The sequence below is a fragment of the Pseudomonas umsongensis genome (assembly GCF_002236105.1).
In the GTDB taxonomy this organism is placed as follows: Bacteria; Pseudomonadota; Gammaproteobacteria; order Pseudomonadales; family Pseudomonadaceae; genus Aquipseudomonas; species Aquipseudomonas umsongensis.
On record NZ_NIWU01000007.1, the window covers coordinates 83,079 to 95,871 of the forward strand.

Here is a 12,793-nt window from a genome sequence, read left to right on the forward strand (position 1 = left end):
AAATCCCCCAGGCCCGTGGTACTACATAGTTACCGCATCGACCGCTGAGCGACATTCATCAAATTGTCATGCAACTGTGGCAGCGCGCTTGAACAAACTTCATCAGACTTTCGCTCTACTGGGGTTCTGCGTTTCGGTGTTTTCATGCGTGCACGATTTTTATCGACAGCGGCCTTTTTGGCCGCGTTGTTGTTGAGTTTTCCTTCTTTTTCGGCGTCCCGCTGTGACGTCAATGTGGCCACCGAGCGGGTCGACCTGGATCAGGTAAGCCTGGCGTACCAGAGCATCGGTCGCGCCTCGGACCCGGCGTTGCTGCTGGTGATGGGCCTGGGGGGGCAGTTGATTCATTGGCCTGACGAAGTGGTGGTTGCGCTCTGTCAGCAAGGGTTCCGGGTGATTCGCTACGACAATCGCGACGTCGGCCTGTCGACCTGGCGGCAACCCCCCGTCGAGGCCAACCTGACCTTCGAAGTGTTGCGCTATAAGCTCGGCTTGCCCGTGTCGGCGCCATACTCCCTGACCGATATGGCGGATGATGCACTGGGCCTGATGGATGCGTTGCACATCGAGCAATTTCACGTGCTGGGCGCCAGCATGGGCGGGATGATTGCCCAGCACATGGCGGCGATGGCGCCACAGCGGGTTGAAAGCCTGACCCTGATCATGAGTACTTCCGGCGCCGAAGGTTTACCCGCACCCAGTGCGGCGCTGCTGCAGTTGCTGGCGCGCCGGGGGGCGCCCAATCGTGAAATCGCACTGGAACAACAGGCGGACCTGCTGGCGGCACTGGGCAGTCCGTCGGTGACCGATGATCGTCAGGCACTGTTGCATCAGGCGGCACTGGCGTATGACCGGGCATTCAATCCCGAGGGGGCTAAACGGCAGATCCTGGCGATCCTGGCCGAGCCGAGCCGAGTGGCACTGCTCAACCAGCTACGGGTGCCGGCGCTGGTGGTGCATGGCACGGCCGATCCGTTGTTGCCGGTGATGCACGGCGTGCACCTGGCGGCGCATCTGCGTGGCAGCCAGTTGAAGTTGATACCGGGGTTGGCTCATCGGTTTCAGGAAGCGTTCAAGGCGCCGTTGCTGGCGGCGGTGTTGCCGTACCTACGGGCGCATCGTGAGGACACTTCGCATTGGGCGCAGGTTGAGCCCGTGGCGGAACACAACCTTTTGTAACGCCGCCTTCCCCTGTGGGAGCGAGCCTGCTCGCGAAAGCGGTGGCACAGTCAACATTGGCATGACCGACCCTCCGTCTTCGCGAGCAGGCTCGCTCCCACAGAGGAATTGTGATCAGGCCTGCAAGCGAATCCAAACTGTGACCAGCGCCGTCGCCGCGATCAACCACGCCACTGCCGCCACGGCCAGCGATGCCTCGAGGCGCATGCGATCGACCAGCACATAGAGGGTTGCCAGGTAGATGAAGTAAGGAATGATCGACCACATGCCAAACACGATGGTGGTCTTCAAGTCATCCAGCGAACGACCCTTGCCGACAATGTAGTGGGCAATCAGTGCAAAGGTCGGAAACAGTGGCACCAGTCCGGCGATGTAATAGTTTCTGGTCTTGGCCAGGGCCGCGAGGATCACCACCACCGATGCGCCCAGGGTTGCTTTGAGAATCAGATCCATCAGTGGCTTAGCCCGTACTTTTTCACTTTGTCGAACAGCGTGGTCTTGGCCATGCCCAGTTCCTGGCTGGCCTGGGTCAGGTTGCCGCCGCTGCGTTGCAAGGCATCGCTTAGCAAGTTGCGCTCAAAGGCCTCCACCGCTTCAGCGAAAGCCAGGCCTTGGGCGGCACCGCCCGCACCCGGTTTCTTGAATGCCGGCAGGCCCAGGGCAAATCGCTCGGCGACGTTGCGCAATTCGCGCACGTTACCCGGCCAATCGTGGCTCATCAGGTTAGACAGGGTCTGGTTATCCAGCTCCGGTACGGCGCGGTCGAAACGCAAGGACGATTGCTGCAAGAAAAACTCGAACAATTGCAGGATGTCTTCGCGGCGCTCGCGCAGAGGTGGCAGTTCCAGGGTCACCACATTAAGGCGGTAATACAGGTCGCTGCGAAATTCACCGGCCTTGCTCGACTCGTCGAGATCGGATTTGGTGGCCGCGATCACCCGGCAGTCCACCGCCACGCTCTGGTTCGAGCCGAGGCGTTCGAGGGTGCGCTCCTGCAATACCCGCAGCAGTTTGATCTGCAGGGGCAGGGGCATGCTTTCCACTTCGTCGAGGAACAGCGTGCCGCCGTCGGCATGCTCGATCTTGCCGATCCGCCGTTTGCCTGCGCCGGTGAAGGCGTTGGCTTCGTGGCCGAAGATTTCGCTTTCGAACAGGTTTTCCGGCAGGCCACCACAATTGAGCGCCACGAATTGCCGGGTGTGCCGACGACTGAAATCATGCAGGCAGCGCGCGACCAGTTCCTTGCCGGTGCCGGTTTCGCCCTCGATCAGCACGTTGGCTGACGTATCGGCAACATTGGCAATGAGTTCGCGCAAGTTCTGCATTGCCGGCGAACGGCCGATGATTCGACCTTCAAGTGAGTCGCGCTCGGCCAGTTGCCGGCGCAACGACGAGACTTCTCGTGCCAGGCTGCGTTGCTCCAGGGCACGGCGCGCTACATCCACCAGGCGTTCGGGAGAGAAGGGCTTCTCCATGAAATCGTAGGCACCTTTCTGCATGGCGCCGACGGCCATGGAGATGTCGCCGTGACCGGTAATCAGCACTACCGGCAAGCTGCGGTCGCGGGCCTTGAGTCGGTTCAGCAGTTCCAGTCCATCGATGCCGGGCAGGCGAATGTCACTGATGACGATGCCGGCGAAGTTTTCGCCCACCCGCTCCAGGGCTTCCTCGGCACTGCCGACACCGATGCAGGGAATATCTTCCAGGGTCAGTGCCTGCTGGCAGCCGAGCAAAACATGGGGGTCGTCTTCGACGATCAATACACTAAGGTCGTTGTTCATATTGGCTCAGCGGAAGTGGGGCTTACCAACGGTAAACTGAGGACGAAAGCAGTACCACCGCTGGCCGGGTGTTCGACACCCAGGTGACCGCCAGTGGCAGCGGCCAGGCTCGCGGAAAGGGTCAGGCCTAGGCCCAGGCCTTGTTCGCCGGGCTTGGTGGTGAAAAATGGTTCGAACAGGTGTTTGCGCGCTTCGGCATCGATGCCGTGGCCATTGTCCCGTACACGCAGCCGATATTTACCCTCCAGTGCTTCGCCTTCAAGCCACAATTCGGGCTGCGGCTGCGCCTGCATGGCGTCCAGGGCGTTGCCAACCAGGTTGACCAGGATCTGCTCCAGGCGCGTCTGATCGATCTGCATTTGCACATCGTCGAAGTGGCGATGCACCTGCAGATGGGCGTTTTCCACACGCCCGCCGAGCAATTGCAAGGCGGCGTCCACGGCTTTGCCAAGACAAGCCTGGCCCTTGTCGTCACCGCGCCGGGCGAAGGAGCGCAGGCTGGCGGTGATCCGGCCCATGCGGTCGATCAATTCGTTGATGGTCTTGAGGTTGGTGCTGGCCACATCCAGTTGACCGCGCTCGAGAAACCGCACGGTGTTGCCGGACAAGGTGCGCAGCGCCGCCAACGGCTGGTTCAATTCGTGGGCGATGCTGGTGGACATCTGGCCAATCGCGGCGAGTTTCCCGGCCTGCACCAGTTCGTCCTGGGCACGGCGCAGCGTCTCTTCGGCGTGACGACGCTCGCGGATCTGCCCCTTGAGCCGCTCGTTGCTGGCGCGCAGGTCGGTGGTGCGTTCGGTAATCCGACGCTCCAATTGGTTGTTGGCTTCCTGCAAGGCTTCTCGGGCAGCGAGACGGGTGGCGATCACTTTGCGCCGCTCGTTCCAAGCGATCAGCAGGAACGCCACAAGGGCAAAGGCCACGGCCACCAGAATCCCTTGGTTGACCGCTTCGCGGCGCAGATCCTGCAGTGGCGTGAGCAGGGTGAAATTCCACGGTGTATCGCTCAGGGGACGAGTTTGTGACAGGTAGCTGATGTTTTCGTCATCGGAAACCAGTTCGCTATTGGCGGGGAAGGTGAGTTTCTCCACGCCCTCGGACAGGGTTTCCCGGGCCAACGGTTGCAATTCGTTCAGTGGGAACCAGTAGTACTGGAGACTGCGGGCGAGCTTTTCCTTGGTTTCTTCGCTCAGCGGCACCACCGATTTCAGGCGTCGAGCGGGGTCACTGGAGAGAATGATGATGCCGTTCTCGTCGCTGACGAAGGCTTCAAGGCGCGCGCGTTGCCAACGCTCCTCCATGGCCTCGAGGCGGACCTTGACCACCGCGACGCCGATGATCTTGCCGTGTTCTTCCAGGCCATGGGCCAAGTAGTAACCGGGTTCGCCGTTGGTGCTGCCAATGCCATAGAAGCGTCCGGGCTGGCCACGCACGGCGTTCTGGAAATAGGCACGGAAAGACAGGTCTTCACCCAGGTAACTGTCGACATCGCGCCAGTTGCTGGTGGCCATGACGCGGCCGGTGGTGTCCATCACGTAGATGGCCCGGCTGCGGCTGCGCCGGTTCAGGCCTTCTAGGTAATCATTGACGGTCTGCCGGTGCTCCGGCGTCGGGTCGGCCAGCAGCTTCGAAACACTGGTTTCGAGTTCCAGCAGGCTGGGTAGGTAAGTGTATTTGCTGATCTCGCTCTCGACAGCGCGGGCGTGCAGTTCCAGCTGGCGCTGGCCATTTTCGCCGAGGCTGCGGATTCCGTAGTGTTCACTGGTCCAGAAGCCGATATAACCCAGTCCGATCATCAGGGCGATGATCAGCGGCGGCAGGAACAGATGGCGAATCAGGCGAGGTTTCACGGCGAGTGATGGCGACGCGGCGCGATAGAGATTGGGGTCGCATTTCATCACAGATGCCTTGGGTCAACCAGCGTCGGCCTCCTGTAGGAGCGAGCATGCTCGCGATGGTCGTCAACGAAGACGCGTTCATCCTGGATGTACGCGGTGTCTTTGAGGTCATCGCGAGCATGCTCGCTCCTACAGAGGGGCGGCCGTGTTGCTGTTAGTGTTGCAGGATCTTGTTGAGGAAGTGCTGCGTACGCTCGGCGCGGTGGCTGATGTCGCCGAAGAACTCCTCTTTCTTGCAGTCTTCGATGATCTTGCCCTGGTCCATGAAGATCACCCGGTCGGCCACTTTACGGGCGAAACCCATTTCGTGGGTTACGCACATCATGGTCATGCCTTCGTGGGCCAGTTGCACCATCACGTCCAGCACTTCGTTGACCATTTCCGGGTCCAGCGCCGAGGTCGGTTCGTCGAACAGCATGACGATCGGGTCCATCGCCAGCGCGCGGGCAATCGCCACACGCTGCTGCTGGCCACCGGAGAGTTGTCCCGGGTGCTTGTGGGCGTGAGCCGAGAGGCCAACACGTTCAAGCAGTTGCAGGCCTTTCTTGGTGGCCTCTTCCTTGCTGCGGCCCAGCACCTTGATCTGCGCGATGGTCAGGTTTTCAGTGATGGTCAGGTGCGGGAACAGTTCGAAATGCTGGAACACCATGCCCACGCGCGAACGCAGTTTCGGCAGGTTGGTCTTCGGGTCGGCGATGGAGGTGCCGTCAACCACGATGTCGCCTTTCTGGAACGGTTCCAGGGCGTTGACGCACTTGATCAGGGTCGACTTGCCGGAACCGGACGGCCCGCATACCACGATCACTTCGCCTTTCTTGACCTCGGTGCTGCAATCAGTCAGTACCTGGAAGTCCCCATACCACTTGTTGATGCTTTTGATAGAGATCATACGGCGAACCTTTTTTGCAGACGCTTGACCAGCAGCGAGGCGGAAAAGCTGATGATGAAGTACACGAGACCCGCGAAAATCAGGAACTCATTGGAGCGGCCAATGATGTCGCCACTGGCGCGCGAGGCATTGAGGAAGTCCACCAGACCGACGGCGTACACCAGCGAGGTGTCCTGGAACAGGATGATGCTCTGTTGCAACAGCAGCGGGGTCATCTTGCGGAACGCCTGGGGCAGGATGATCAGGCGCATCATCTGGCCGTAAGTCATGCCCAGTGCCTTGGCAGCCCCCATCTGGCCCTTGGGAATCGACTGCACGCCAGCACGGACGATTTCGCAGAAGTACGCCGCTTCGAACATCATGAACGCCACGATGCAGGAGGTGAACGCACCGATCGGGGTGTCTTCGCCGGTGATCCAGCGCAGCACGAACGGCACCGCCAGATAGAACCAGGTGATCACCAGCAGCAACGGGATCGAGCGGAAATAGTTGACGTACGCGCCGGCCAGGTTCGACAGCAATTTGTTGTGCGACAGACGGCACAGCGCCAGGATGGTACCGAGGATGATCCCGCCGATCACGCCCATGGCCATCAACTTGAGGGTCATGACCATGCCGTTCCACAGGCCCGGCAGGGACGGGATGATGCCCGAGAAATCGAATTCCATCATTTACCCCCTACGGAAATCAGGCCCGGTACGGCGACTTTCTTCTCGACCAGGCGCATCAGCAACATCAGGCTCATGTTCAGGGTGAAGTAGATCAGCGTGGCCAGGGTGAAGGCTTCGAACAGGTTCGCGGAAAACTCGGCAGTCTGTTTGGTTTGCGCCAGCAGCTCCATCAAACCGATCAGCGAGGCCACGGAGGTGTTCTTGAAGACGTTGAGGAATTCCGAGGTGAGCGGTGGAATGATGATTCGATACGCCTGGGGCAGCAGTACGTTCCAGTAGATCTGCGGCAACTTGAAGCCCATGGCGCGGGCTGCAGACTCCTGGCCGCGAGGCAGCGCCTGGATACCGGTGCGCACCTGTTCGCAAACGCGGGCGGTGGTGAACAGGCCCAGGCACACGACAACGCTGAGGAATGCCGAGGTGGTCGGGTTCAGGTCCTGCTTGTACCACTCTTGCAGGTCGGCAGGCAGCAGGTCGGGTACCAGGAAGTACCAGATGAACAGCTGAACCAGCAGCGGCACATTACGGAAGAGTTCGACGTAGCAGGTGGCGATGCCCGATACGATGCGGTTCGGCACGGTGCGCATGACGCCCAGGATCGAACCCAGTGTCAGGGCAATGATCCAGGCCGCGATGGCGATGCCGATGGTCCAGCCCAGGCCGGCGATGTACCAGTCGAGATACGTCTCGCTGCCAACGCCAGTGGACTTGAAGAACACGCCCCAGTCCCAGTTGTAATTCATTAGGGTCTCCCCTTGAGATCAATCGATGTACCCGCTTGGGGGAAGCTCCGTTCCCGCCCGAACGTGATGCTCGGGCACACGCCACCGGCTCGACAGCCACCAGTTCGAGTGTTTCCAGAAATGCCAGCAGGGAGTGACAACCTCCCGAGAGGGCAGTGGCCCTCTCAGGAGATAAGGTTAGTCAGAAATCAGGATTTCTTGTCGTCAGCCGCTTTATCGGTCGGATTGGCGATCAGGGCCTTGAGCTCGTCGCTCATCGGGAAGTTCAGGTTCAGGCCTTTTGGCGGGATTGGCTGCATGAACCATTTCTCGTAGATCTTGTTGATCTCGCCCGATGCGTAGGTGGCCTTGATGGCGTCATCCACGGCCTTTTTGAACGGCTCGTCGCCTTTGCGCACCATGCAGCCGTAGATTTCGTAGGACTGTGGCGTACCGGTCACGGCCCAGTCACTGGCTTTCTTGGCCTTGGCCGCTTCACCGGCCAGCAGGGCGTCGTCCATCATGAATGCAACGGCGCGACCGGTTTCCAGCATCTGGAAGGACTCGCCGTGGTCTTTGGCGGAGATGACGTTCATGCCCATCTGCTTGTCGGCGTTCATCGCCTTGAGGATGCGCTCGGACGTGGTGCCGGCGGTGGTCACGACGTTCTTGCCGGCCAGGTCCGGGAAATCCTTGTACTTGGAGTCTGCCTTGGACAGCAGGCGAGTACCGATTTCGAAGATGCCGACGGAGAAGTCGACTTGTTGCTGGCGCTCGACGTTGTTGGTGGTCGAACCGCATTCCAGGTCCACGGTGCCGTTCTGCACCAGCGGGATACGGGTTTGCGAGGTGACGAGGTTGTACTTGACCTGCAGGTTCGGCAGATCCAGTTCTTTTTTCAGCGCTTCGACGACTTTCAGCTGGATGTCGTGGGAGTAGCCGACCGGTTTGCCGGAAGCGTCCGCAATGTAGGAGAACGGGATGGAAGCGTCACGATGCCCGAGGGTGATGACACCGGACTCTTTGATCTTTTTCAGGGTGCCGGTGAGTTCGGCGGCGAAAACTGGCGTGCTGATCAGAGCGGCAGCAATGGCTGCGCCCAGGATATGGGGAACGATGCGCATCAAATTTTCCTCGACATTGTTTTTTTTATGGAGCCAGTTCGTCGGCCCTTTTGTGCTTCGAATGCCCGACGGCTCCTGGAGCGTCGGTACAACAAACATTCGTCCAAGAGTGTAGAGCATGACTCGTGCCAGGCCAGGCTCGATGGTTCAATACATTGATTTATAAGGAGATTAAATATTTATTGAGGTTTTTTTAGGTAAGGGGAATCCGGTTAACCGAATTGACCACCCAGTCGCGTTCGGAAAACCGAACGAAAAAAGATCGCAGCCTGCGGCAACTCGCTTCCTCTGTAGGAGCTGCCGCAGGCTGCGATCTTTTGATCTGCTGCTCTATTCAAGCAATCCGTCAGGCTGCTTCAATCTTGCTGCGGTTCTGCTCGACCTTGCTCAAGTAATCGGCGAGCCTTTGCTGTTGCTCGGGGGTGGTGAACAAGCCGAGCTTGCTGCGCCGCCACAGAATGTCGCGAGCGCTGGTCGCCCACTCTTCGCTGCACAGGTAATCGACTTCGCGGGTGTAGAGACCGCCGCCAATGTGTTCGCCCATGTCGTTGAGGTTCTGTACGCCTTCGAGCATGCGCCAGGTGCGACTGCCGTAGGTGGTGGCCCAACGGCGCGAGATTTCGCTGGGGATCCAGTCGAACTTGTCACGGATCTGCGCGCTCAGCGCCTGCGGTGTGCTCATGTCTTCGCCGCCCGGCAGCGGGGAGTTGGCGGTCCAGCTTGGCAAGATGTGCGGGAAGTGCGACGCCAGTTGCGCCAGCGCCGATTCGGCCAGCTTGCGATAGGTGGTCAGTTTGCCGCCGAATACCGACAGCAGGGGCGCTTCCTCGCCACTGCCCGACAGCGCCAGGGTGTAGTCGCGGGTGACGGCCGACGGGTTGTCGGACTCGTCGTTGCACAGCGGACGAACGCCGGAGTAGCTGTGCAGGATATCGCCACGGCCGATCTGTTTTTTGAAGTGGGCGTTGACCACTTGCAGCAGGTAATCGGTTTCGGCCTCGGTAATCGCCACTTTTGCCGGATCACCGGTGTACTCGCGGTCGGTGGTGCCGATCAGGGTGAAGTGATTGAGGTATGGAATGGTGAAGACGATGCGCTGGTCTTCGTTCTGCAAGATGTGCGCATGATCGCCTTCATAGAGCTTCGGCACGATCAGGTGGCTGCCCTGGATCAGGCGGATGCCGTATGGCGATTCCATTTTCAGGTCGTCACGAATGAACTTGGCGACCCAGGGACCGGCTGCGTTCACCAGCGCCTTGGCACTGATCGAAAACAAGCTGCCATCGGCGCGCTCCAGGTGCAGGTGCCAGAGGCCTTTGGTGCGACGCGCGCTGACGCAGCGGGTCTGGGTGTGGACGTGTGCGCCTTTTTCCCGGGCGGCCATGGCATTCAATACCACCAGGCGCGCATCGTCGACCCAGCAGTCGGAATACTCGAAGCCTTTGGTGATTTCACTTTTCAGCGCGCTGTCGGGACCGAACTTCAGGCTTTTGGAACCGGCCAGCTTTTCCCGTTTACCCAGGTTGTCATAGAGGAACAGGCCAGCGCGGATCATCCAGGCCGGACGCAGGTGCGGGCGATGCGGGAGTACGAAACGCATTGGCTTGACGATGTGCGGGGCCTTGGCCAGCAGCACTTCGCGCTCGGCCAGGGCTTCGCGCACCAGGCGGAATTCGTAATGTTCAAGGTAACGCAGGCCGCCGTGGATCAGCTTGCTGCTGGCCGATGAGGTGTGGCTGGCCAGGTCATCCTTTTCGCAAAGGAACACCGAGAGCCCGCGGCCCGCGGCGTCTGCCGCGATCCCTGCGCCATTGATCCCGCCACCAATGACGGCGATATCGTAGACCTCGGCGAGAGGAGGCGTAGGTGAAATAGAAGTGGGCATCGGCTAAGGCCTCGGAATTCTTTGATTTTCTGTATTTGAATTCGAACATTAATGTTCATTTGCGAAAATATTAGCCCATAAAGACACGCACAGCCAGTCGACTTCGATTGAAAAAACTCATCGAAGGGCGGTTAAAGGAAAATATTCGAACATTCTCGCGCTGATCGTTCCCATGCTCTGCGTGGGAATGCATCAATAGACGCTCTGCGTCGGCGCTGGAATTGGGACGCGGAGCGTCCCGGGCGGCATTCCCACGCGGAGCGTGGGAACGAGAATCGCGCAGGGGTTAAACGACTTCGAGGCGAATCTTGTGTTGATTCAACAACTGCGTCAGCGCCGGCACCGGCTGCTGGTCGGTCACCAGGCAATCGATCAGGCTGATGGGCCCCAGGCGGATCATGGCGTTGCGCCCGAATTTGCTGGAGTCGGCGGCGAGAATCACTTTGCGCGCGTTGGCGATGATCGCCTGGGATACCCGCACTTCCTGATAATCGAAATCCAGCAGGCTGCCATCTTCATCGATGCCGCTGATGCCGACCAAGGCAAAGTCGACCTTGAACTGGTTGATGAAGTCGACGCTGGCCTGGCCGACCACGCCGCCGTCACGCCGCACATTGCCTCCGGTCAGCAAGACGTCGAAGTCGTCCTTGGCGCTGAGCATCGAGGCCACGTGCAGGTTATTGGTGATGATCTTCAGGTGATTGTGATTGAGCAGGGCGCGGGCAATCGACTCAGTGGTCGTACCGATATTGATGAACAGCGAAGCGTGGTCGGGGATCTGTGCGGCAATGGCTTCGCCGATGCGCTGTTTCTCGTCGCGCATCTGATCGGCGCGCATGGCGTAGGCAGTGTTTTCAACACTGGAATCGTAAGCCGCGCCACCGTGGTAGCGGCGCAACAGATTGGCTTCCGCCAGCTGATTGATGTCGCGGCGGATGGTCTGCGGGGTAACAACGAACAGCGTGGCCATTTCCTCGATGCTCACATAACCGCGTTCGCGAACCAGTTCGAGGATTTGCTGCTGACGGGGAGGCAGATTCATGGGGCGTCCTTTGGGCTGCCGTGCAAAATTTGCCCATGATGCCGCAGGAATCTGCTCCCTACCAGTTACATCCCGATACGAGCCTTCAGCCTGGCTTATTCAGCCCCTTCGTGAGGCTCCCAATCGCGTGTGCGGCTGACGGCTTTTTTCCAGCCGGCGTAGAGTTTTTCCTTCGCCGCTTCATCCAGGGTCGGTTCGAACTGGCGCTCGATCACAGCCTTGCCGCGCAACTCGTCCAGGCTGCCCCAGAAGCCACAGGCCAGTCCCGCCAGGTAAGCGGCGCCCAATGCCGTGGTTTCGCGCATCTGCGGACGCTCGACCTGGGTGCCGAGAATGTCGGCCTGGAACTGCATCAGGAAGTTGTTCGCCACTGCACCGCCGTCAACGCGAAGGGCCTTGAGGCGTTCGCCGGCATCCTGCTGCATGGCGTCGAGGACGTCGCGGGTCTGATAGGCAATCGATTCCAGCGCGGCGCGAATGATGTGGTCGACGCGCACGCCACGGGTCAGGCCGAACAGCGCCCCACGGGCGTAAGGGTCCCAGTACGGCGCGCCGAGGCCGGTGAAGGCTGGCACCAGGTACACGCCGTTGCTGTCCTTGACCTTGTTGGCGAAGTATTCGGTGTCGTGGGCGTCGTTGATGACCTTCAACTCATCGCGCAGCCATTGGACGGTGGAGCCGCCGTTGAACACCGCCCCTTCCAATGCATAGGCGACTTCGCCGCGTGGGCCGCAAGCGATGGTGGTGAGCATGCCGTGGTTGGATTTCACGGCTTTGTCACCGGTGTTCATCAGCAGGAAGCAACCGGTGCCGTAGGTGTTTTTCGCTTGGCCGGATTCGACGCACATCTGCCCGAACAGGGCGGCCTGCTGGTCGCCAGCGATACCACCGATGGCGATGCCGCTTTTGGTGTGGCCGTAAATTTCCGAAGAGGACTTCACCTGCGGCAACATTTCCCGGGGGATGTCCAGCAACTCCAGCATCTTCGCATCCCACTCCAGGGTGTGGATGTTGAAGAGCATCGTGCGCGAGGCGTTGGTGTAGTCAGTGACGTGCACCTTGCCGCCGGTAAATTTCCAGATCAGCCAGCTGTCGACAGTGCCGAACAGCAGCTCACCGTTGCGCGCGCGCTCGCGGCTGCCCTCGACGTTGTCGAGAATCCACTTGAGCTTTGTGCCGGAAAAGTACGGGTCGGTAACCAGTCCCGTGGTTTCGCTGATGTATTGCTCATGGCCATCGCGCTTGAGCTGTTGGCAGATTTCGGTACTGCGCCGACATTGCCAGACGATCGCGTTGTAGATCGGGCGGCCGGTATTCTTGTCCCAGACCACCGTGGTTTCACGCTGGTTGGTGATGCCGATGGCTGCGACCTGATCGTGATGCAGGCCAGCTTGCGCCAGGGCCTCGACCATCACCGCGCTTTGGGTGGCGAAGATTTCCATCGGATCGTGTTCGACCCAGCCGGCTTGTGGATAATGCTGCGCGAACTCGCGCTGTGCGGTGCAGACCACGTTGGCGTCGCGATCGAAAATGATCGCGCGCGAGCTGGTCGTACCCTGATCGAGGGCAATGATGTAATTCTTGTTCTGAGTGTCGGTCATG

At 59.9% G+C, this 12,793-nt stretch carries 11 protein-coding genes; 1 reads left to right on the forward strand and 10 read right to left on the reverse strand.

Going from position 1 to position 12,793, the window contains the following annotated elements; all coding sequences use genetic code 11:
- The first annotated feature begins 144 nt into the window (after positions 1–144).
- Complete coding sequence (locus PSUM_RS26310) at positions 145–1,179, forward strand: alpha/beta fold hydrolase (protein WP_033043248.1); 1,035 nt, start codon at positions 145–147, stop codon at positions 1,177–1,179.
- 114 nt (positions 1,180–1,293) lie between these two features.
- Here PSUM_RS26310 and PSUM_RS26320 read toward each other — a convergent pair whose 3' ends face one another.
- The 10 genes from PSUM_RS26320 to glpK form a co-directional block, all read right to left on the reverse strand.
- Positions 1,294–1,623: a GlpM family protein gene (locus tag PSUM_RS26320; protein ID WP_173667182.1), complete on the reverse strand. Its 330-nt coding sequence runs from the start codon at positions 1,621–1,623 to the stop codon at positions 1,294–1,296.
- An 8-nt stretch (positions 1,624–1,631) separates the two neighbouring features.
- Positions 1,632–2,960 (reverse strand): two-component response regulator AauR, encoded by a 1,329-nt coding sequence (gene aauR / locus PSUM_RS26325; protein WP_020800746.1) that lies wholly within the window; start codon positions 2,958–2,960, stop codon positions 1,632–1,634.
- Positions 2,957–4,858 carry a two-component sensor histidine kinase AauS gene (gene aauS, locus PSUM_RS26330; protein ID WP_020800745.1) on the reverse strand — a complete coding sequence of 634 codons (1,902 nt, stop codon included), beginning with the start codon at positions 4,856–4,858 and terminating at the stop codon, positions 2,957–2,959. Before aauS ends, aauR begins: the two co-directional genes overlap by 4 nt.
- Before the next feature lie 154 nt (positions 4,859–5,012).
- Positions 5,013–5,747 carry an amino acid ABC transporter ATP-binding protein gene (locus PSUM_RS26335; protein WP_015093699.1) on the reverse strand — a complete coding sequence of 245 codons (735 nt, stop codon included), beginning with the start codon at positions 5,745–5,747 and terminating at the stop codon, positions 5,013–5,015.
- The gene (locus tag PSUM_RS26340) at positions 5,744–6,415 is read right to left on the reverse strand and encodes an amino acid ABC transporter permease (protein ID WP_020800743.1); all 672 of its coding nucleotides are present in this window, start codon (positions 6,413–6,415) and stop codon (positions 5,744–5,746) included. Before PSUM_RS26340 ends, PSUM_RS26335 begins: the two co-directional genes overlap by 4 nt.
- Complete coding sequence (locus PSUM_RS26345) at positions 6,415–7,161, reverse strand: amino acid ABC transporter permease (RefSeq protein WP_020800742.1); 747 nt, start codon at positions 7,159–7,161, stop codon at positions 6,415–6,417. The genes PSUM_RS26340 and PSUM_RS26345 overlap by 1 nt, the downstream gene beginning before the upstream one ends.
- 188 nt (positions 7,162–7,349) lie before the next feature.
- Positions 7,350–8,264: a glutamate/aspartate ABC transporter substrate-binding protein gene (locus PSUM_RS26350; RefSeq protein WP_020800741.1), complete on the reverse strand. Its 915-nt coding sequence runs from the start codon at positions 8,262–8,264 to the stop codon at positions 7,350–7,352.
- 346 nt (positions 8,265–8,610) lie between these two features.
- A complete protein-coding gene (gene glpD, locus PSUM_RS26355; protein ID WP_083349708.1) occupies positions 8,611–10,149 on the reverse strand; it encodes a glycerol-3-phosphate dehydrogenase in 1,539 nt (512 codons plus the stop codon).
- A 286-nt stretch (positions 10,150–10,435) separates the two neighbouring features.
- Positions 10,436–11,191 carry a DeoR/GlpR family transcriptional regulator gene (locus PSUM_RS26360; RefSeq protein ID WP_008056633.1) on the reverse strand — a complete coding sequence of 252 codons (756 nt, stop codon included), beginning with the start codon at positions 11,189–11,191 and terminating at the stop codon, positions 10,436–10,438.
- A 95-nt stretch (positions 11,192–11,286) separates the two neighbouring features.
- Complete coding sequence (gene glpK, locus PSUM_RS26365; protein WP_020799855.1) at positions 11,287–12,792, reverse strand: glycerol kinase GlpK; 1,506 nt, start codon at positions 12,790–12,792, stop codon at positions 11,287–11,289.
- Between the last annotated feature and the right edge of the window lies 1 nt (position 12,793).